Raw genomic sequence first — 21,763 nt, forward strand, 5'->3', positions numbered from 1 at the left:
CCTCGCAAATCAAGCGATCCTGGACTGTCCCTGAGGCGAACAAGGTCTCGTTCTTGTAGGTGCTGACCCTGTTGCGCTCAACCCTTGCACACCGCTCCTTCCGTTTTGCCGGCTCAGGCCGCCGCGCCCTTCGCCGTATTCATCTTCTCGTTGAGGTGGTCGGCCAGCCTCAAGGCAAACTGCAGCAGCGGCATGGTCGGGTTCGAGGCCCCGCCCGTGGCAAACACACTGCTGCCGGCGACGTAGAGGTTTTCGATGCCGAACACCTTGCAGTTGACATCCACCACTCCGTCCTTCGCGGCGGCCGCCATCCGCGTGGTGCCCATGTGATGCGCATGCGGCGACAACATCAATGGCAGGCTGGTGTCGTAGACGTAATCGCTGAGCTTGATGAAACCCAGGCCCATTTCGGCGAACTGCTTGGCCAGTTCGTTGCCGATGCACTTGATGGTGTGTCGGTCATCGGCGCTCAATACCCAGTTGACATTGACCTTGGCCACGCCCAGTTCGTCCTTTTCATCCAGCAACGAGATACGGCTTTGAACGTTGGGGAACTGCTCGATCAGCGTGGTGATCACACCATCGCCCGGGCAACTGAACTTGGCGACGAATTCGATCTTGCTGGCCACGCCCATTTCACAGGCCAGGTTTTCCAGGAAGTACTTCACTTCGGCCGTGCGGCCGTAGGTGCGCACATCTTCCAGCACAGACGCCAGCACATTGCCCTTGCCGGCGTGGTATTCGGCGACGAATGCGTCGCTGGTGAAGTACTGACGCGGCTCGGTGTCCTCCCCGCTGCGCAGGATGAACTTGCCCATGTCGATATTCAGGTGCTCCATGAAACACCGACCGACCAGGCCATCCTTGCGAACGATGCCCGCATCCGCCAACGACTGGCTATTGAGCAGTTGCCTGGCGTTTTCAATGGCGCCCATGGCCAGGATGTAGTTGCGCGCGGTGACCGGCTGACGCTTGCCGCCGTAATCGGACACCTGAACCGCTTTCAATTGGCCGTTGGCCTGGTCGAACTGCAGGTCAACACAGTTGCAATTGATGAACACATCCAGCCCAGGCGTTTCGTCGAGCGCCGTGGCGTATTTCTGCGCAAAACGGGTTGGCGGGCTGAGCAGGAAACGGTCGGCATCGAAATCGCCTCCTTTCAGGCCCGGATTCACCGCGCGAAACTCTGCGCCCTGGGGCAGATCGACGATCTCCATGGCACCCGGCAGATAGCGCTCGATTTCAGCGTAGGGGATCGGCCAACCCGGCATGTCGACCGGCGGTGGCACGGCGAAATCAGACGCCGTGAAGGGCCGGCAGCGACCCATCCAGTGATTGGAGGTGCCGCCCAGGTAACGCAGGCGGGCCTCACCGGGGTACAGCTCAAGGCCAGTGGAGGTGCACTTGTACAGCGCCTGCGAGCGCGGCGTGTATTCGCGCCCGCCACCTTCGAGCAACGCCACGCTCCATCCCGCACCCGCCAGGCGCAAGGCCAGCGTGATCCCCGCAGGGCCTGCGCCCATGATGCAGAAGTCGTAAGCATCACGCAGGGTCTTGTCGACGTCGTAATCCTTGATCATGAGCGTCCGTCCTGGAAGTAACCAACCGGCAACACCCAGCCATTGATGATGACGAAACCGCCCTTTGCCTCAGGCTTGCGCGCTGCATTGGCATTGGCATTGGCATCGGCCCCGACACCGAACACGGCCACCCCGGCACTCAACAAGACGCTGTTGCGAATAAAGCCCCTGCGCCCCAGCAACGGCGTACACAACTGCAGCTTCCCCATGATCACAGCCCCATACCGTTGATTTTATTATGCCCCGCGTACTGCTGCGGGCCTTGCCGGGCGACCATCAGGGTCAATCGAAAAAACGCGTCAATACAGTGCCACAGCGTGCCCCTCTCGCAATCATAGGCATAACCCGCACCGCCCGCCTGTGCTGGGCGCTCCTGTGCTGGACTTGTCGCGTCGCCACAACTTCAATCGACTGCATGACGTCAATCTCTGACCGAATGGCTAGAACTCACTATAGTTTCATTTAGCCACGATGCTAGCCTCCATCCAGTCCACCGAGGGATAGGTGCCTACAACCCATGCCTGAACATTTAAGAGCCCTGGTCGTCATTCTGTTTGTGGCCAGCGTGGTTTTCTTCATGGCCCGGCGTCCGGCAACGGACCTGATCCCCCTGACCGACTTCAAACGACGTCGCAACCTGTGGTTTGTGCTGACCCTGGCGGCATTTTTTGCCCACAGCTTCTGGGTATATGCCGCCGCCGCCACGGTCATCCTGCTGGTCGCCAGGCGCCGCGAGCACAATCCGCTGGCGCTGTTCTTCCTGTTGCTGTTCCTGATCCCGCCGGCCATGACCGAAATACCCGGTTTTGGCGTGATCAACTACCTGTTCGACATCAACCACCAGCGCATCCTGACCTTGTGCGTGCTGCTGCCGGCGGCGCTGACGCTGCGCAAGCAAAGCGAGAGCATTCGCTTCGGCCGCCTGCTGCCCGACAAGTTGCTGCTGGCCAGCCTGGTGCTGACCAGTGCACTGGCGCTGCGCGAAACCACCGTGACCGACACGCTGCGCCAGGTGCTGAGCCTGTACATCGATGTGTTCCTGCCTTACTACGTGGCCAGCCGTGGCTTGCGTGAACTCAATGACTTCAAGGACGCCATGCTCGCGTTCGTCCTCGCCGGTTTCCTCCTGGCCCTGCTCGGGGTTGCCGAATATGTACGTAACTGGCTGCTGTACAACGCCCTGCTCGATGCCCTGGGCCTGCAATGGGACATGAAAGCCTACCTGAGCCGTGGTGGCTCGTTGCGTGCCAGCGTCACCACCGGCCAGGCCATCGTGCTCGGCTACGTGATGGCCGTCGCCATGGGCCTGTTCCTGTTCGTGCAGCACTTCGTGCAACGGCCAGCGCACCGTTACCTGGGTGCCCTGCTGCTGGCCGCGGGGCTGTTTGCGCCACTCTCGCGCGGCCCATGGATCGGCGCTGGCGTGATCCTGGTGGTGTTCATCGCACTGGGCAAGCAAGCCGTTTCGCGCCTGGCGTTGCTGGCCCTGGCCGGCGTGTTGAGCATACCGCTGCTGAGCATCATGCCCGGTGGCGACAAGGTACTCGACCTGCTGCCCTTCATCGGCAAGGTTGACACCGAGAACATCACCTACCGCCAACGCTTGCTCGACAATTCGTGGATCGTCATCCAGCGCAACCCGTTGTTTGGCTCCTTCGATTACCGCAGCACTCCGGAAATGCAATCGATGATCCAGGGCGAAGGGATCATCGACATCGTCAACACCTACGTCGGCCTGGCGCTGCGCATCGGCCTGGTGGGGCTCGGGCTGTTCATGGGCTTTTTTGCCTTCATCCTGCTCGGCACCCACAGGGCGATGCGCGCGATCACCGACAACGCCGACCCGCACCGCCTGCTGGGGCGGGTGTTGCTGGCGACCTTGCTGGGCATCCTGGTGACCATTTTCACCGTCAGCAGCATCACGGTCATCCCGATCGTGTACTGGTCGATTGCCGGGCTCAGCGTCGCCTACATACAGATGATGCGCCGACACGCCGCAACAGTGCCCCGCCAGGTGACCACCATCAGCCTTCAACCGAGGTAGTTCGATGCCCAGCATTGCCCTGTGTACATGGACCCGCACATCGTTACTGGTCGGCCTGCTGGCATTGCCCGTGGGTGGCTGGGCATCAGAATGGATCGTGCGTGTCGACGAACAGAACGGCTTGCCGACACTGACCCACGGGGGGGGCCAGGCCTTCGTGTCGAGCTTTGACTTCTGGGGTGCGAACTGGGGCTGGACCGGGTTCTATCCAACCCTCAAGGTCGAAGGCCCCTACCGCTACACACTGACCGGCAGCAACAAGGACCTGGACTTCGACGTCAAGGCCGCGATCCAGAAGCCCCAGGCGCAAAGCCTCAGCTGGGACTTCGACCTGCAGGCTCACAGCCGGCAGAGCAACGTGATGGGGGGCGGTATCGTCTGGCGCTTCGACCCCACGCTGATTGCCGGGGAAATGGGCGACCCGGTGCTGTTACCCGATAACCGCGGCTGGGCCTGGGGCAAGAACCCCGAAGGGCCGCACGTTGAAATGCGCTTCGAGCCACCGCTGGCCAAGGTCTATTTCGAACGGGGCAACACCGACCAGATACGCACCTTCTTCTATACCGACCCGATCAAGCCCGGGCAACAGCAGATCAAGGCGCAGCTGACCGTGACCGGCGATATCACCATCGGCCAGACGGCCACTGAACGCTTTGGCATGGCAGACCCCACGACGTGGCCGGATGACCAGCTCGACTGGCGCACCTCGCCGGTTGACCTGTCGTTCCTCAACGCAGCGGAAAAACCGGCCGGCAAACGCGGCTTCGTCAAGGCCGAGGGTGAGCAGCTGGTGTTCGCCGACGGCACCCCGGTACGCTTCTGGGGTACCAACCTGTCGGCCTATTCACTGTTCCGCACGCCTGACGAGGAGATCAAGCAGCAGGCCAAGCGCTTGTCGGCCCTGGGCTTCAACCTCGTGCGCCTGCACCACCACGATTCCCCTTGGGTGACGCCGAACATTTTCGGTGACTTGCAGCAGATCAAGGATACCCAGCAGCTGAGCACCGAGTCGCTGAAGAAGATCGACCTGTGGATCAAGAGCCTCAAGGACGAAGGCATCTACGTCTGGCTCGACCTGCATGTCTCGCGCCCGGTCACCCGTGCCGACAACATCTACGGTTTCGACGAGCTGCCCAAGGACCATGGCGTCGCCGGCCTGAAGGGCTACCTGTTCGTCAACGTCACCCTGCAGCAGGCCTTGAAGCGTTTTGCCGAGCAATACCTGACCCACGTCAACAGCTATACAGGGCTCGCCTACAAGGACGACCCGGCGATTGCCGCCGTACTGATCACCAACGAGAACGACGTCACCCACCACTTCGGCAACGCGCTACTGCCCGACAAGGATGTACCCAAGCACAGCCAGCTGTACATGGACCAGGCCAAGGCCTTCGCCCAGCGCCACGACTTGCCGGCAGACAAGACCTGGCGCGCCTGGGAGCACGGCCCGTCGAAGCTGTTTCTCAATGACCTGGAGCAGCGCTTCTACGCCGACATGATCGGCTACCTGCGCACGCTCGGGGTCAAGGTGCCGATCGCCACCACCAGCACCTGGGGCCTTAATGGCCTGTCCTCGCTGCCGGCACTGACCGCGGGTGACGTGGTCGACGCCCACAGCTACGGCGGCCTCGGCCAGCTGGAGAAGAACCCGCTGAGCAGCGACGGCATGATCAACTGGCTGGGCGCGGCGCAGGTACTGGGCAAGCCGATGACCGTCACCGAGTGGAACGCCGAGCCGTTCCCACTGCCCGACCGCCACACGCTGCCGCTGTACGTGGCCGGCACCGGCAGCCATCAGGGTTGGGACGCGATCATGCAGTACGCCTACAGCCAACAGGCGTTCTTCGAACAATGGCGCCGGGCCGACAACTGGAATGCCTACAACGACCCGGGGCTGATCGCCACCCTACCCGCCGCCGCCCTGCTGTATCGGCGCCAGGACGTGCATCAGGCCAAGACCCGTTACGTCTTCGCGCCCACGGCGGCCACCCTGTTCAACCAGGACATCTCACCGGCCAACTCGGTGATGCTGCGCACCGCCATGGAAAAAGGCCGCCTGCAGATCGCCATGCCGCCAACCCCTGAGTTGCCGTGGCTGCAGGCCGGCGTAGTACCCGCCGATGCGCAGGTGCTCAACGACCCTGGGCAGTCGTTGATCGCCAGCGATGCCAGCGAAGCCGTGAGCGACACCGGCGAACTGCGTCACAACTGGCAGCAGGGCCTCTACACCATCGACACGCCCATGACGCAGGCGGCGACCGGCTGGCTGGGCGGTCAGTCACTTACTGTGGGCGACATTCAGGTCCGGCTGAAAACCGGCTATGCCAGCGTCGTGGTGCAGAGCCTGGACAGCAAGCCGCTGGCCCAGTCGCGCAGCCTGCTCATTTCACTGGGCAGCCGCGCCGTGCCAAGGCCCGAGGACGTCACGCCCTTCCATGTCGAACCCCTCGAAGGCAGCCTCAGCGTCAAGGCGCCGGCGGGCCTGAAGCTCTACAGTCGCAGCAGCGATGGCAAGGAAACCGCCCTGCCGGCGAGTTACAAGGATGGCCGCTACCTGATCACATTCGATGGCCAGCACATGGCCAACTGGCTGTTCTTGAAATAGGGCATATCGCCATCTACAGTCATTAAAGCCCTGTATCCCAGGCATTCGACGCTGCGTCTGCTCCAGGAGGATTGGATGAAGTACTTGGTTGTCGGTGGTGCAGGTTATATCGGTTCACACATGGTCAAGCACCTGCTGCGTGGTGGCCATGAGGTGGTGGTGGCAGACCTTGAGGCGCCGGCGCCCGGCATCGAATGGGTGTGCCTGGATATCGCCGACGGCCACGCGCTGGACGCGTTGTTCAGCGATTATCACTTCGATGCGGTGTTCCACTTCGCCTCGTTCATCCAGGTCGGCGAATCGGTGGCCGATCCTGACAAGTATTACCTCAACAACGTCTGCGCGACCCTGAGCCTGATCGAGGCCATGGTTCGGGCTGGTATCAAGCGGCTGATCTTTTCCTCCAGTGCCGCCGTATACGGCGACCCTCAATATGTTCCCATCGACGAGCAACACCCGAAGGTGCCGATCAACCCTTACGGGCGCACCAAGTGGATGGTGGAACAGATGCTCGAAGACTTCGATCGGGCGTATGGATTGCGTTCGGTGAGCTTGCGTTACTTCAACGCCGCCGGCGCTGACGCAGATGGCGAGCTGGGCGAATGCCACGAGCCGGAAACCCATCTGATTCCGCTGATCCTGCAGGCAGCCTCCGGGCGTCGCGAGGCCGTGACGGTGTTCGGCCATGACTACGACACCCCGGATGGCACCTGTGTTCGTGACTACATCCACGTTGCCGACTTGGCGTCGGCGCACGCGCTGGCGGTGGAATACCTGCTGGCCGACGGTGCGACCGCAGCGTTCAACCTGGGTAACGGGTTGGGGTTTTCGGTGCAGGAAGTGATCGAGACGGCACGCGTGGTTACCGGGCAGCAGATCCATGTCATCGAAGCGCCACGCCGTGCCGGGGACCCGCCTCGGCTGGTGGCAGATGCCGAGAGGGCCAGGTCGGTGCTGGGCTGGCAGGCGGCGTTCACTGCGCTGGATCAGATCGTGCGCCATGCGTGGGAGTGGGAGCTGAAGTATCCCTGGAAGTGACAACCAAACCCTTCGCGTCGGCTTGACGCGAAGGGTTCAACTTTCAGTAGTAAGTCCGCGGCTGCTCATCCGCCTTGTTCAACACCGCCCCCACCAGGTTCGCCCCGGCCAGGTGATACAGGCAATCCTCGATATCCTTCTTGCTGTTCATGCCGTTGGCCACCACCAGCAGCACGCAGTCGAACTTCGGCAGCACGGTGATCGCGTCGTCCGAACTCAGCAGTGGCGGCAAGTCGAAGATGCAGATCCGCGAGTCATAGCGGTCGCGCAGTTCGCCGATCAAAGTGTGCACCTTGGCCGACGACAGGACTTCGGTAGACATCGGCACCGGCTCGCGCGTTGGCAGCACCACAAAGCGTGGCAGCGTCGGGTTGACCAGTGCCTCTTCGAGCCAGGCCTTGCCATTGAGCACGTCGTTCAGCGCCTTCTCCATCGGCAAGCCGAGGCTGCTGCCAACCCGTGGGCGGCGCAGGTCGAAGTCCACCAGCAAGGCGGTCTTGTTGGTGTGGTGGGCAATGCTCATGGCCAGGTTGACGGCCAGCACGGTCTTGCCCGCCTCGGGTGTTGGCGAGGTGATCGCCAGCGTGCGCCAGCCATTGTCCTCCATGGCCTGCAGCACCTGGGTGCGCAGCAAGTCGATCGCCCCGCTCATGTTCGAGTTCTTGTTGAAGGACACGATCCGATTACGCTCCAGGTGTTCCGCATTCAGCGGCACCACCTTGGTCTGTATGTAATCGAACTGCCCGAGTTCGCCAGGCTTCTCCATGACCGAAGGCACCTGGGCCGTCTCGGACGTGGCAGGCGAAACCTGGTGAATGTTCTTACCCATAGCCGGCGTACTTCTGTCCATCGCTGCGCTCCCTATTCAAACCGAGCCATAGCTTTGAAAAGCAGGAGGTCCAAAGGCATGTAAAACATATGGACGACCACCAACAGGATAGCAACCAGCAGCAAACCGGCACCGATCATCATCGACAACAGCCGCTTGCGCCTGGCCTTGTCAGCCTTGGTCGCGATGTACGGCACCGCCACCAGCACGCGCCGGCCCAGCACGCTTTCCAGGGCGCCGACCCCGCGCACGCGCTGATTGAGCATTTCCAGCAACATCACCAGGCCACCGCCAGCGGCCGGGGCCAGTACAAAGCCGAGGGCGACGATTTTCTTGCGATTGGGTTTGACCGGTTTTTCCGGCATCAGCGGTGGCTCCAGCAGCACGAAGCGCTCGGCCTTGTTTTCCTGCTCGAGGCTTTCGGTGATCTTCGCGCCCATTTCCTTGTTGCGGATTTCTTCGTACTTCTTGCGCGCGTTGTCGTGGTCGCGCATCAGTGTCACCAGCCCGCGTTCGACTTGCGGTGCCTCGAGGATATCGGCCTCGTAGCCCTCCATCTTGGTGGTCAGCTGGCGCTTCTGATCGGCCAGGGATGCAATGCGCGACTGCGCTGCAGCCATCTTGGTGCGTACCCTGGCGGCGTCCAGGTTGGAGGCACCGGCGGCGGCGATGCCCTGGTCGCCGGAAGCCTTCAGCACGTCGATCTTGCGTTTGATCGCCACCACATCCGGGTGCGCGTCGGTGTACTTGGTCAGCAGGCGCGCGTACTCCGCCTTCAGGCCTGGCAGGTCTTGCGGATCGGGGGCGACGGCCCTGCCATTGGCGGCCTGGGTCGGGGCGCCGGCGTTGGCGGCAGAAAGCTCCAGCTCCAGATAGCGCAGCTCTTCTTGCGCAGACTTGTAGTCGCGGTCGACTTCGCGGAATTCCAACTCGGAACGCGACAACATGCTCATGCGCAGTTGCTGGTTCTCGGGCAAGGCGTTGGCATGGGTCTGCTTGAAGTCGGCCAGCTGGTTCTCCAGGTCGGCCAGCTCGGCGCCGAGCTTGTTGGCTTCCTGGGTGAGGAATTCGGTGGTTTCGGTGGCACGCTCGGTGCGCTGCTTCATGTTCTCGTTGAGGAACAGCGACACCAGTTCGTCAGCCACTTCCTTGGCGACGTCTGCGCGTTTGTCTTCGTAGGAAACGGTGAAGGCCACCGTGGCCTCACCGCGCCCCTTGACGTAGGTGCTGAGCGTGGCCACCACGATCGCACTGCGCATCTGCTCGATCTTGTCGGTTTCGCTGAAGCGGCTGCCGCGGTCGGCGAACAGGTTGTACTTGTCGATGATCCGCAGCAGGTTCTCGCGGGTCATCACCCGCTGGCGGATAACCTCGATGCGCTCGTCGGCAAAGGTGTTGTTGCCGGCCGAAACCAGGTCCGGGGAGATTTGCTGTGACTCCACCAGAATGGTCCCGGTCGATTGATAGATCGGCGGCACGCTGATCGCCACGCCGACGGTCGCCGCCAGCACGACCACTATGACGACCCCCAGCAGCAAGGCGCGATCCTTGATGATGGCGATGTAATCCTTGATCGAAAGCTCGTACTCAGATGTCATAGTGGCCACCAATCCGATGATCAGATGTCGGGGTATCTGTACGTCAGCGTCAAACCAGCGATGGTAGCGTCGGCATTGGGCAGACCAGACTGTTGACGTTCCTTGTACAGCAACGAAAAGCGCAGGTCCCAGGCCGGCGAAAACGCCCGGCTGGCCCAGACGCTGTAGGTCTGCAGGGTGTTGGGGTTCTGCCCTTTGCTGTCCTGCCACCAGGCATCTGCGCCAATCCGGGTGGTTTCAGTGAGCAGGTAACTCCAGCTGCCACGCACCATGTCCATCTCGGCCGCACCGCCCTGAGCGTTGGACATGGTGGTGCGGTCGGCACTGAAGCTGGCCTCGGTACGCGCGCCACGGTAGGTCAGCGATGCGCCCCCCTCACGACGGCGCTGGGTACCGACACCGTCAGTCTGGTTGACGCCGACATGCATGGCACCGACCAGGCTGTCGGAGAACTGGTATTTGAGGCCAATGCTGGGAACATAACTGTTGGTGGCGACTGCCCTGGTGGTGTCATCTGGCTCGTAACGCCGGGCTTCGAAACCGCTGATGATGTCGGTGCGCTCGCTCCAGGCGTAGGTCCAGGTGAATTCGTTGGCGTACTCGTCGTAACCGGTCAGCGTACTGATGTCATAACTGGCATGGGCGTAGCGAAGTTCGTTGGCCAGCGTGCTGCGCTCGGTCACCGCGCTGCTCCAGTTGCCCGAGAGCCGGGTCATTTTCTGGGTGCCGTCGGTGGTGGTTACCACACCGGTATCCTGGACTGCGCCGGAAAGCGTCGAGCTTTCATCGTATTGCGCCAGCAGGCCAAAGCCGCCGCTTTCGGTTTCGCGCTGCCAGCCCAGGCTGAAGTTGGGGTCTTCGCGGTCATCCATCACCGAGCGGTCGGATGAGCGCAGCACATGCATGCCCACGCCCAGGCGCAACTGGTCACGATCGAACTGACCTACCAGGGTGTAATCAGGCGCAATGATGGTACGCGTCACACCTTTCTCCTTGGACGTCAGGAGCAATGGGTTGCTGTCGTACTCGACAGTCGTGGGAACCGCGACTGAAGACTGCCAGCTGGCGGCATCAACCACCCCGGAGAACGGCATCATCATGATTGCCGTTACAACACTCGTCGTTTTATTGATAGGCACAAGTCGGTCTTAATTATTAGGAGAGTCAGGGTACGACCAGCGTATCGCCAGCCTGAAGTTGGAAGTTGGTGGACATGTCACGCCCAGAAACCAGATCCTTGTAACGCACCGGCATGACCTTTTGGCCGCGGATGACCTTGATGGCACTTTCGTCGGCGAATTTGTCCATTCCGCCCGACATGCTCAAGGCCTGAAGCACTGCCGTAGGGCCGGCCATAGGCACTGGGCCGGGCTTGATCACTTTGCCTTGAACATACACAAGGTTGCCAGCCGTGCTGGTGACCACCACGCTGACATTCGGTTGGGCCAGGTAGGGCTTCAGTGCGGTCTCGATCTTTCTTGCCACAGCGGTGGCTTCAAGGCCGGCGACATCCACGCGACCTGCCAGCGGGAAGGTGATACTGCCATCGGGAAGAACCACGGTTTCCTGACGCAGGGTATCTTCCTGCCAGACCGAGATCATCACTTTGTCGCCAGGGCTTAACAGGTAAGCAGAAGAAGAAGAAGAAGTGTCGGCGGCGGCGGTGCCAGACCCGACCACCAGGGCGCAGAGAACGGACATCAGCAAACGTACCATGAGGGATCCCTCCGGCCAGTCGGCCCAGGTTAAGAGCACTGAATGAGTACAACGACGAACCTCTCGCTCCACGTCGCAGCGCGTTGGCTGCGACGGCCTCACCCATCCTGGAGGCCCTTTACCGCGATGCCGCCCTGCCTGCCTTTTTAACCGCTGTCAGCGCCGAGGGCGCTGGCTACTGGAATATAGCAACAGCTGTAAAATTGACAAGCATCGGCCACCCCTAAAACCGTTAATGCTTGCGATTCAGCGTCAACGCATTGGCATCGCGATAAAAATGAAACAACTTAGATCTTCTTTCTGTTCGCCACCGCAATAAAACCGATCACCGCAGACGCGAACAACCACACCGCCGTGGACAGCGGAACAATGGTATTTTCGGTCAAGTAAGAGTCGGCCGCTCGCGCTGCTCCAGTCAATAATACCAACAAGAAGAAAGACTTGATGAGCAGAGTCGAGCGCATATTCGCACCCTCAGAGAGGAAAGTTGTTATTAAGTTGGCGGCAGACTGTATCGCTGTTGATTTGAGCTTATGGGCACAATGACATTACGTCAATGATCCGACACCATAATAAATCTCAATGGACCGGGGCTGACCTCGTCAAAATGCCGTCAGCATGAATTTGTTGGGTTCTGCACCCCGCCAGAACGCGTTTCAATACGGGAAGAGGTCCAGCGTTTGCTCCACTTCATCGATATCGACGGTGAAGCCTTCACCTCGCGGTATCCCGACCACGAAACCGAAGTGCTGGTGATCGCGATCCGTCAGGTATTTGTAATAGCTCACAAACCGGTTTGGCGGCTGCAGTGCCAGTATCGAACCGCCGGGCTGCAGTACATTGACGCCATGCACCAGCTGGCTGCCTTCGACACCGATCACCGTCCTCGCCCCCGCGCAGGCGGCAACGATGCCTGGCACATCGGTTTTCATCGGGTCGATGATGCGAAAGCCGCGGTACTTCTGCAGGTGCGAGGCCACTTCCAGCTCATTGCGCATCAGGCGCAGGTCGCCATCGCTGCCACGCAGGATGAACACCCCAGGATGTGGTGCCGAGTCGACGTGCGACAGCAACTTGTCACCCATGGCGCGGTAGCGTGCATACCGGCTGCGGTTATTGCTCAGGTCATCGAACAGCACCAGTTCCCGAAAAAACGCGCCACGAGTACGCAGTGGCTGCATGCCAAGCCAGCGTTCATAGGCCGGCCCTTGGCTGAACAGCGGGTAGCGGGCCGAAGGCGCCGTGGTCACCGGCACGCCTTCGTCGCAGGCCAGCGCGTAGGTGGGGCAGTCTTCCATCAGCCAGGTACCGAACCAGGTATTGCCATTCTGGGTGCAGTAGATGGCCCCTCGGTCGATTTCGTGATCCACCGTGATGCCAGGGAAGCGGCTCGGCTTCAACGACAGCCAATGGCTGGCATTGCCCTTGTACAACGCGCCGTCGATCAGCCAGACATCCTTGAGCAGGTGGCCCCGGGTAGGGCCCTGCTCGAGGGTGATCCCGCCTTCCATGGTGCGCGCGGGGTGCACATAGGGATAAAAGCGCTTGGCCTCCCAGCCCGTCACGCGTTCCAGTTGGTTGGGCAGATAGAATGCCGGTGGCGATACCGTGGTTTCGCCAGGTGCGATATCCCAGGACTTCTCGGCGACACGCTTGATATCGATGTCTGCCTTGCGTGCCAGGCGCTTGCGCGCGATATGCTGGTAGGCCGCCAGGGTCCAGGTGTTCTGGCTGGCAGCCGACGCGCCACTGAAGCTTGAAATACCACTACCCATGAAACGCCCCTCCCGATGTGACAGGTGTCTGGCCTGAGGCAAGGCACACACTCCTGGCATGCCTTGAGACGGTTCAGCTGGAAACGACGACCCTTTCCATCATGGGCGGGGACTGCAGCGTTGCATAACGGCTGCGCAGGTTCTGCAGAAATGGCTCGCCGCTGCTGCTGGCGCCGTAGAGGTAGATCTTGTGCAGGCCGCCAAACACCATTTCGTGATAACGGCTGGCGACTTCATCATCACTGGGCCCTTCCGGCAGCCCCAGGTGAAGCGTCAATTTGTTGCCCTCGAGGGCGAACAACGGCGTGTCCCACAGAAACTGCGCCGTCCCCGTACGGGGCAAACGGATGAACATGTAGGAGTAGTTGCCCAGTTCGTCGATATCACCACCACGCCGGCGCTTCCACTTCAGCAGGCCGTCATCCGGCCTGGCCAGGCACAGGCCGATATCGTAATAGTCGTAGCCGTTGGCCAAGGCCCATTCCAGGGCCATAAAGGTGGTGATCGAGTTGACCTCGCGCAGCCTTTTCGGGTCTGAGAACACCGCTTCGCAATAACCGAAACGCAGGGTGCTCCAATAGCGTTTGCCATCACGCGTGATTTCGCAGCCCAGATGACAGCCGATCACCTCGTCGCCGCAGGTGATCAGATCAAGGCGCCCTACCCCTTTGGCCAGACGAAACACTTCGTCGGTCGGGAACTGCGCCGCATGAATTCCCTGCCTGGCCGTGGCATAGGGGCGCAGCAGCTGTTGATCGGCCATGGCGATCTCGGCATCGTCCAGTGTCTGGCGCATCTGGTAGAGCGGGCGGTTCTTGCGAATGCTGCGACGCAGTTCACTGTCGTAACGGGCGGTGATGTCGTCGAGCGAACGCCCCAGGGGCACCACCGCGCTCAGGTAGTGGGGCACCGTCAAGGAACCCGAGGTGGGCATCTCGCTCACCACCACCACATGCCGGCTCGCCGCCGGGGCAGCCGGGTCGGCAACCTCAGCCGCTGGCTGTTGGTCCTTGCCGCCAATCAGCAGCTTGGCCATTTCGCGCTGCTGCTTCCTGCCGATATAAAGAATCTCGTAGGGGCTGGCCTGCTGCAGCCGGAAACGCGAGACTTCCCAACGCCAGACGCACGCACGGGCCAGCAGTTCGCGTAACTTGCTTGAAACAGTCCGGATCTCGTAGCGCATGGAAGGCGAGATCACTTTTCGCGCCACAGCCGCCAAGTTCTCTTTCATGTTTGCTTCGACGTCCTTTGATGTTGTCAACGGGGCTGATCGAAAAACAATAAAGCAGCGCTGCAAAACCTGCATAACACGTTGATTTATAACTCATCAGCGTCGAGATAGCGCCTTCACATTAAGTAATAATTTAAGATGCAGTCTCGCTGCTTGGCAAGCGGCATTTTGACAGCATTCAAGCGTAATTAATGGCGTCAATTTCCCTTGCATGGGCAGGCTTCCAGTAACGCTTTTGCTATATATAAACGCTGTGTCAACGCCTTGAAAGTTGCGCTACTCCACTACCACCGCAAGCACTCGTTAATACTGCCTGATGGCCCCTTTCAACAAAGGAGCCTCGATATGGCCAGCCCAGCTACCGCTTCGCCTCATGAAGACCTGATCGCAACGCAACTGCCCGCCTGGACCCGCCACACCACAGCCCAGCACTGGCACGCCTTGCGCCGCAGCCAGCGCTTCGCCGCATTCGATCAGGACTGGTACAACAACGCCGCGCCCGACCTGCGTGAAGCCGTACAGGCCAGCCACACTCGCCTGTTGTATTCACAAGCCACGCTGGCACGCTCGCTCAAAGGCCTGCAGCAGATCAGCGAATTTGCCGAACCGCTGCTGCAGGCACGCCTGGCCGAGCTCGGCTTCACGGCCCCGCTGCGCGGCAGCGAACTGCTTCGCGTCGAACGCAACTGGAACTGGAGTGTAGTGGGCTACTTGTACAGCCATCGTCGTGACAATTTGCTGCAGGCCGCCTTGCAGAACTTTGCCGATGACGAGACGTTCACCCAAGAGAGTGCCCTCGCCCTCAGCGGCGCAATCCATGTGACGCCCATCAAGGTGCACGGCAGCGTTGTGACTGGCCCGCAAACGCCGACCGAGGTAGTTGCACTGGCTTCGGAGCAGTATCAGGTCGAGCGCCTCGCGCTCACACCTGAGGCTTTTGCACAATGCTGCCGCGACCTCGACCTCGGTGCCGCCTACCAGGCCCATCTGCGGCAATACTTCGCTGCACCTCAGGTGCGCGCTCAGGCCATTGCCGTTCAACAGGACCGCTTGCGCCTGGCTGCAGACCTGGCCTATCTGCGTCAGCAATTGAACGGCAGGGCACGCGATCAAGTCGAGCAGCTCGTGCAGTACGGCACAGTGCCGTGTTGGCAACTGGCCCTGTTCGGCATAGCGCTGCACGAAGTGATGCTGATCGAGGCCGGCGACGCGGGTTGGCTGCTCTACTTGCCCGGCGAAACCGCTGCCCTGCACCCCTGTGCCAATCTGGACAGCGTCAATCAGGTGCTGGCAACCCTGCTGCGCGAGCCAGAAAGCCGTCAACGCTTCCAGGCCTACCTGAGCCAGGCCGATCAAGCGCGCTTCCTCGACGTGCTGCAACAGAACCTGGACAACGCCAGCCCGGCCGACCTGCATCCCACCCTCAAGGCCATCAACGGCGACCCCTTTGGTTACTATCAGGACCTGCACCTGGCCCGCCTGCAAAGCGAGGCCGAACAACTTGCCGTTCCCACTGCCGTGGCCGACGCCCAGGCCCGCGCCAAACGCCTCGCAGCGTGGGAAGACCTTGGCCTGGATGTACTCAACCTGGCCGGCTTCTTCATCCCCGCCATCGGCACCCTGATGCTGGCCGTGACGGCTTGCCAGTTGCTCGGCGAAGTCTACGAAGGCTATGAAGCCTGGCTCGAAGGCGACCGCCACCTGGCCTTGCAGCACCTCGAAGCCGTCGGCCTTAACCTGGCCCTGATCGGCGGCCTGGCAACCGCAGGCCACATCGTGCCAAAGCTGTTCAACAGCCCCTTGCTGGACAACCTGCAGGAAGTTCACAGCAGCGATGGCCGCTATCGTCTCTGGCAGCCAGACCTCAAACCCTACCGCAGCCCTAAGCCCCTGCCAGAAGGGTTGCAACCCAATGCGCAAGGCCAGTACCTGCAGGACGGCAGCCATTACATGCGCATGGATGGCCAACTCTATCAACAGCGTTTCGATCCCAACCTCCAGCAATGGCGGATCGTTCATCCCGATGCAGCACACGCTTACCAACCGCCACTGGAGCACAACGGTCAGGGCGCATGGCGTGCTGCCCACGAACAGCCACAGCAGTGGCCATTTGCGGTGTTGGCAAAACGCCTGGGCGAACCTTACGCAGCCTATACCCCGGAGCAACTGGAGCTGGCCGGGCGCATCTGTGGGGTCGACGCCAACCGCTTGCGGCAGGTACACCTTGAAGGCCAGCCAGCGCCCAAGCTGATGCTCGAAACCTTGCAGCGCCTGGCAACGGGTGCGCACGTCGAGCTGCCCTAGGGCGAAGCCGCACAACCGCTTCTGCCGGGTCACCGCGAACGGCCGCTGGTGCGCGCACTGGAGCAACTGGTAGTGCCCGTGCAAGCGACAATCGACAGTGAACGGCTGCTATTCAGCTACCTCGATGACCTCCCTGAATGGCCCATGGATCTGCGCCTGGAGCTGCGCGCCGGGAGCCCGCAAGGCCCGCTGCTCGACAGCAGCGGAAACCCGTTGGCCGGCAAGGTCTGCCGCGTCATCAAGTCCGCCGAGGGTTATGAGGCCGATCTGGGCGAACGCCCCGCACCGGCGCGTCAGGATCAGGACCTGTGCAGGGCAATCGAACAGGCACTGCCCAATGCGTATCGCAAGGCGCTGGGCTTCCCGACCACGGATGGTAATACCTTGCGTCAGCGCATACTGGCCTGGACCGAGCCTCGTCGTAGTGATCTGCTTCAGCGCCTCTGGGGTGCCGGCGCACAGCGCCGACTTGCCCGCGCAGGGCTGCGTGGCGGTCGCGAGCCAGTACCCGACGGCTTTTTTCTGCAGGCCCCTCTGGCGACCCGCTACCGCCGCTTGTACCCCACCGCGACCGATCAGAATTTTCTCCATGCCAGGAATGACTGGCAACTGCAAGGGCGTTCACCCACGGTGGAGATGCGCAACCTCGAACGCCGCCTGGAAACCCTGCGTCGCGACCTGGGCGAATGGGCACGCCCCGACCCACACTACCCGCATCGGCGACAGGAGGCCGTCGTCCGCATCATCAATGCCTGGCGACGCCTGTCCAGGCTGCCGCTGGGCCACGACAACATGATCTACAGCCTCGACCTTTCACGCCTTGACCTGGAGGACCGTGACCTGTCCAGCCTGGCCCTGCCAGACGATTTCACCCACATTGAACATGTATCGCTCAAAGGCAACCGCAACTTGAGCCAACTACCCGCCGAGTTCTCCGAACGCTTCCCCAGACTCAAGCGTTTACTGCTGAGCCATTGCCGCTTCGCTCGCTTGCCTCGCCTGGCCAATCCCGAGGAGCTGGCATGGCTGGACGTTGACCACAATCGCATTACCTGGGATGACAACACGCAGCACGTGTTCGATCAGTTCACTAACCTGGGCGTGCTGGACATGGGCAGCAACCCGTTGCTGCGCGCACCCGACCTAAGCCCGATGCCGCGCCTGTTCACGCTGTTCCTGGACAACTGCGCACTGACCGAATTGCCGCGCGGGCTCGACCGCATCACCAGCACACCGGTGACGCTCGACCTGGGCGATAACCAGTTTCAACAACTTCCTGAGCATTTTCATGTACCGCAGCGGATCGCTAAGGCCCTGCGCCTTGAAAGCCGTTGGCTCAGCCCGCGCATGCACGATGAAGTCGAGGCCTACAACGCAGCACATCAAGTGGATCTGCTGGTGGACGACAGCGATTATGATGAATTCTTCGAAAGTACCGGCCGCGCTGAACGGGCAATTTGGCGGCGTCTACCGCTGCAGTACCGACGAGGCCTGCGGCGGCTGCTCGACCTTGAACCCTTTACGTCACACCCAAGACGCGCCCATGCGGAATTCTGGCGCCGCCTGACTGTGATCGACCAAAACCTGCCGTTGCGCCAGCAGGCCCTTGAGCGCCCGGCTCATGAGCTGTTCGACATCGTGCTGTAGCCGGCCTGCCTAACGCGGCACCCGCGCCCGGAGCGGGTTGCGCACCACCCACTTCTGCAATTCGGCGGCCGGCATCGGCCGCCCCAGCAGGTAGCCCTGGCCCTGGTCACACCCGGCATTGCGCAAGAAGTCATACTGTTCTTGGGTTTCGATCCCCTCGGCGGTGATGCGATAACCCAGCGCATGCCCCAGGTCGATGATCGCCCGGGCGATGGCCACTGCATCATCGTCATCGGGCAAATCCTTGATAAACGCCCGGTCGATCTTCAGATGGTCGATGGGCAAGGCGCGCAGGTAGGCCAGCGACGAATAGCCAGTACCGAAGTCGTCCACCGCCGTGGCGACGCCCATCGCCTGCAACTGGGCCAGGGCTGCGCACGCCTGTTGTTGGCTTTCCATCAGCAGGCTCTCGGTGATTTCGACTTCCAGCAGGTTGGGTGCCAGGCCATAGCGTTCCAGTGCCATCGCAAGGCTCGAGACATAGTCGCTGCGCTCGATCTGCAGCGCCGCCACGTTGACCGCCATGGGCCCCGGCAGGCAGTCGGCGGCGCGCCAGGCGGCCATTTGTGCGCAGGCCAGGTCAAGCACGCGCTCACCCAGGGGAATGATCAGGCCACTGCGTTCGGCCAGCGGGATGAACTCGCCGGGCGGTATCAGCCCATGTTCCGGGTCGCGCCAGCGCAGCAGTGCCTCCACCCCCTCCAGCTGACCGCTGAACAGGTCGACCTTCGGTTGGTACCACAATTCGAACTCGTTATCCTGCAACGCCCGACGCAGGTTACGTTCCAGCTCCAGGCGCTGGTGCAGCCGTGCCGTCATGTCTGGGTGATACGGGCGCCAGGCGTTACGGCCGCCTTCCTTGGCCGCGTACATGGCGGTGTCGGCATGGCGCAACAGGCTGCCGACGTCTTCGCCATGTTGCGGGCACCAGGCGAGCCCGATGCTGCCGGTCACCAGTGCGGCATTGCCGTTGAGGTCGAACGGCCGCTGCAGGCAACGCAACAGCTGTTGGAGCTGATGACTGACCTGACCCTGGGTGCCCTGAAGCATGAACACGAACTCATCGCCGCCCAGCCGACACACTCGGTCGCTGCTGTCGAGCTCCTGCAGGAAACGCGCCGTTGCCTGCTGCAGCAACAAATCGCCCATGGCATGACCGAGGCTGTCGTTGACCTGTTTGAAACCGTCGATATCCAGCAAAAGCACCGCCAGGCCATGGCCCTCGGCGGTGGCCTCGGCCAACTGCTGCTGGAACAGCACCCGGTTAGGCAAGCCGGTGATGGTGTCGTAATGCGCCAGGCGCTCCAGCTGCGCCTGCGAGCGTTGCAATTCGCGGTTGCGTTGGTGCAGCTGACGCTGCTTGCGGTTGATCTGCGCGATGAACAGGCTAAGCAGGCCGCTGCAGGCCAGGGCGAACCAGAACAGCGGCGAGTGGAACAGGCTTGCCTCCTGCTGGCTCTGCTGGCGCTGGATGTCCACGTGGCCAAGCACCATGGACACGCCGATGCCGGCCAGGGAAACGCCGACCGGCAACAAGCGGCAAAGGGCGCGACGCAGCGTGCCGGTCGTCGGTTTCTGTTCGTGGGTCATCGGGAAATTGGACGGGATCATAAGCTGCAAGTGTGGGCGATTGCCCCTGTATCGGCGCGCTGCGCGCAATATTGAGCCAGACTGGTGTTTTTCTTGCCCAGGGTGCATGCTCGAAGCTGAAGCGTTTCACCCGCCCAGACACGTGAGGTGCAGTACATGGATCATCTGCTCGATTCGCTGTTTCCGACCGCCGAGAACATTCCCGAACACTGGCGTCTCGGTAACCCGCTGGAACAACGTGACTACCTGGTGAACGGTCAGCTCAAACGCTGGGAAGGGCCGCTGGCCACAGTGCGCAGCCCGGTCTGGCTGAAAGAAGCGGACGGCGAGCGCCAGGTCGTGCTTGGCAGCGCACCACTGCTCGACGCCGACACCGCCCTCACCGCCCTGGACGCGGCGGTCAACGCCTACGACAAGGGCCGCGGGGCCTGGCCGAACATGCGCGTGGCAGAACGTATCCAGCATGTGGAAACCTTCCTCGCACGCATGCGCGAGCAGCGTACGGCCGTGGTCAAGCTGCTGATGTGGGAAATCGGCAAAAACCTCAAGGATTCGGAAAAGGAATTCGACCGCACCTGCGACTACATCGTCGACACCATCAACGCCCTCAAGGACCTCGACCGCCGCTCCAGCCGCTTCGAGCTCGAACAAGGCACCCTCGGCCAAATTCGCCGCGCCCCGCTGGGCGTGGCATTGTGCATGGGCCCCTACAATTACCCGCTGAACGAAACCTTCACCACGCTGATCCCGGCGCTGATCATGGGCAACACCGTGGTGTTCAAGCCGGCCAAGTTCGGCGTGCTGCTGATCCGACCACTGCTCGAAGCGTTCCGCGACAGCTTCCCGCCGGGGGTGATCAACGTCATTTATGGCCGCGGCCGGGAAACGGTCAGCGCGCTGATGGCCAGCGGCAAAGTCGATGTATTTGCCTTCATCGGCACCCACAAGGCGGCCAGCGACCTGAAGAAACTGCACCCACGCCCGCACCGGCTGCGCGCCGCTCTGGGCCTCGACGCCAAGAACCCCGGCATCGTCCTGCCCCAGGTGGACCTGGACAATGCCGTGGAAGAGGCGGTTACCGGCGCACTGTCGTTCAATGGCCAACGCTGCACGGCGCTGAAGATCTTGTTCGTCCACGAGGATGTGGTTGAACCCTTCCTCGACAAGTTCCAGCGCAAGCTTGCCGCGCTCAAGCCAGGCATGCCCTGGGAGCCAGGCGTTGCGCTGACGCCGCTGCCGGAACAGGGCAAGGTCGATTACCTCGATCAGTTGGTGGCCGATGCCACGGCCAAAGGCGCACGAGTGCTCAACGAAGGTGGCGGGCAGAGCCGCGGCTCATTCTTCTATCCCGCCCTGCTCTACCCGGTGAATCGGGACATGCGCGTATACCACGAGGAACAGTTTGGCCCGGTGGTGCCGGTGGTGCCTTACCGCGACCTGCAAACCGTGATCGATTACGTGCTCGATTCCGACTACGGCCAGCAGCTGAGCCTGTTCGGCAACGACCCGGCAACCATCGGCAGCCTGGTCGACATCTTTGCCAACCAGGTCGGGCGCATCAACCTCAACGCCCAGTGCCAGCGCGGCCCGGACACCTACCCGTTCAATGGCCGCAAGAACAGCGCCGAAGGCACCCTGTCGGTACACGATGCCTTGCGCGTGTTCTCCATCCGCACCCTGGTCGCAACCCGCTTCCAGGAAGCCAACAAAGAGCTGATCAGCGAGATCATCCGTAACCGCCAATCAAGCTTCCTGACCACCGACTACATCTTCTGACGGTCGCGCTTATAGAAAATCGATCTAGCC

General features: G+C 61.6%; 16 protein-coding genes. 6 read left to right on the forward strand and 10 right to left on the reverse strand.

What is annotated here, in order from left to right; all coding sequences use genetic code 11:
- Positions 1-113: 113 nt before the first annotated feature.
- The gene (locus APH28_RS01605; RefSeq protein ID WP_060507297.1) at positions 114-1,580 is read right to left on the reverse strand and encodes an FAD-dependent oxidoreductase; all 1,467 of its coding nucleotides are present in this window, start codon (positions 1,578-1,580) and stop codon (positions 114-116) included.
- A complete protein-coding gene (locus APH28_RS01610; protein ID WP_060507298.1) occupies positions 1,577-1,789 on the reverse strand; it encodes a hypothetical protein in 213 nt (70 codons plus the stop codon). The genes APH28_RS01605 and APH28_RS01610 overlap by 4 nt, the downstream gene beginning before the upstream one ends.
- A 308-nt stretch (positions 1,790-2,097) precedes the next feature.
- Between APH28_RS01610 and APH28_RS01615 the strand changes: the two genes are divergently transcribed.
- The 3 genes from APH28_RS01615 (at position 2,098) to galE (ending at position 7,267) form a co-directional block, all read left to right on the forward strand.
- A complete protein-coding gene (locus tag APH28_RS01615) occupies positions 2,098-3,624 on the forward strand; it encodes an O-antigen ligase (protein WP_060507299.1) in 1,527 nt (508 codons plus the stop codon).
- Positions 3,625-3,628: 4 nt separating this feature from the next.
- The gene (locus tag APH28_RS01620) at positions 3,629-6,229 is read left to right on the forward strand and encodes a cellulase family glycosylhydrolase (RefSeq protein WP_060507300.1); all 2,601 of its coding nucleotides are present in this window, start codon (positions 3,629-3,631) and stop codon (positions 6,227-6,229) included.
- A 75-nt stretch (positions 6,230-6,304) separates the two neighbouring features.
- On the forward strand, positions 6,305-7,267 hold the full coding sequence (gene galE, locus APH28_RS01625) for a UDP-glucose 4-epimerase GalE (RefSeq protein WP_060507301.1): 963 nt from the start codon (positions 6,305-6,307) through the stop codon (positions 7,265-7,267).
- A gap of 43 nt (positions 7,268-7,310) precedes the next feature.
- Here the strand turns inward: galE and APH28_RS01630 are convergent, their stop codons facing one another.
- From APH28_RS01630 to APH28_RS01655, 7 genes are all read right to left on the reverse strand, one after another.
- Complete coding sequence (locus APH28_RS01630) at positions 7,311-8,117, reverse strand: CpsD/CapB family tyrosine-protein kinase (RefSeq protein WP_060507302.1); 807 nt, start codon at positions 8,115-8,117, stop codon at positions 7,311-7,313.
- An 11-nt stretch (positions 8,118-8,128) separates the two neighbouring features.
- The gene (locus tag APH28_RS01635; RefSeq protein WP_060507303.1) at positions 8,129-9,694 is read right to left on the reverse strand and encodes a Wzz/FepE/Etk N-terminal domain-containing protein; all 1,566 of its coding nucleotides are present in this window, start codon (positions 9,692-9,694) and stop codon (positions 8,129-8,131) included.
- A 20-nt stretch (positions 9,695-9,714) separates the two neighbouring features.
- Positions 9,715-10,833 (reverse strand): hypothetical protein, encoded by a 1,119-nt coding sequence (locus APH28_RS01640; RefSeq protein ID WP_060507304.1) that lies wholly within the window; start codon positions 10,831-10,833, stop codon positions 9,715-9,717.
- 25 nt (positions 10,834-10,858) lie between these two features.
- Positions 10,859-11,410: a polysaccharide biosynthesis/export family protein gene (locus APH28_RS01645; protein ID WP_060507305.1), complete on the reverse strand. Its 552-nt coding sequence runs from the start codon at positions 11,408-11,410 to the stop codon at positions 10,859-10,861.
- Between the two features lie 287 nt (positions 11,411-11,697).
- Positions 11,698-11,874 (reverse strand): EPS-associated small membrane protein EppA, encoded by a 177-nt coding sequence (gene eppA / locus APH28_RS28805; RefSeq protein ID WP_177334206.1) that lies wholly within the window; start codon positions 11,872-11,874, stop codon positions 11,698-11,700.
- Between the two features lie 192 nt (positions 11,875-12,066).
- Positions 12,067-13,185, reverse strand: coding sequence for a glycosyltransferase family 61 protein (locus APH28_RS01650; protein ID WP_060507306.1), 1,119 nt, complete (start codon positions 13,183-13,185; stop codon positions 12,067-12,069).
- A gap of 73 nt (positions 13,186-13,258) precedes the next feature.
- Positions 13,259-14,416 carry a hypothetical protein gene (locus APH28_RS01655; protein ID WP_060507307.1) on the reverse strand — a complete coding sequence of 386 codons (1,158 nt, stop codon included), beginning with the start codon at positions 14,414-14,416 and terminating at the stop codon, positions 13,259-13,261.
- A 345-nt stretch (positions 14,417-14,761) separates the two neighbouring features.
- On the opposite strand from APH28_RS01655, the gene APH28_RS29050 reads away from it, so the two are divergent.
- Both APH28_RS29050 and APH28_RS29055 read left to right on the forward strand, forming a co-directional pair.
- Positions 14,762-16,720 (forward strand): dermonecrotic toxin domain-containing protein, encoded by a 1,959-nt coding sequence (locus tag APH28_RS29050; protein ID WP_256248306.1) that lies wholly within the window; start codon positions 14,762-14,764, stop codon positions 16,718-16,720.
- A 78-nt stretch (positions 16,721-16,798) separates the two neighbouring features.
- Positions 16,799-18,367 carry a leucine-rich repeat domain-containing protein gene (locus APH28_RS29055; protein WP_256248308.1) on the forward strand — a complete coding sequence of 523 codons (1,569 nt, stop codon included), beginning with the start codon at positions 16,799-16,801 and terminating at the stop codon, positions 18,365-18,367.
- 9 nt (positions 18,368-18,376) lie between these two features.
- Here APH28_RS29055 and APH28_RS01665 read toward each other — a convergent pair whose 3' ends face one another.
- A complete protein-coding gene (locus APH28_RS01665) occupies positions 18,377-19,978 on the reverse strand; it encodes a bifunctional diguanylate cyclase/phosphodiesterase (RefSeq protein ID WP_060507308.1) in 1,602 nt (533 codons plus the stop codon).
- A 135-nt stretch (positions 19,979-20,113) separates the two neighbouring features.
- Between APH28_RS01665 and APH28_RS01670 the strand changes: the two genes are divergently transcribed.
- Complete coding sequence (locus tag APH28_RS01670) at positions 20,114-21,733, forward strand: NADP-dependent glyceraldehyde-3-phosphate dehydrogenase (protein ID WP_060507309.1); 1,620 nt, start codon at positions 20,114-20,116, stop codon at positions 21,731-21,733.
- Positions 21,734-21,763: the final 30 nt, after the last annotated feature.

Origin of the sequence: Pseudomonas sp. NBRC 111124 (assembly GCF_001320245.1) — a bacterium.
Classification (GTDB): Bacteria; Pseudomonadota; Gammaproteobacteria; order Pseudomonadales; family Pseudomonadaceae; genus Aquipseudomonas.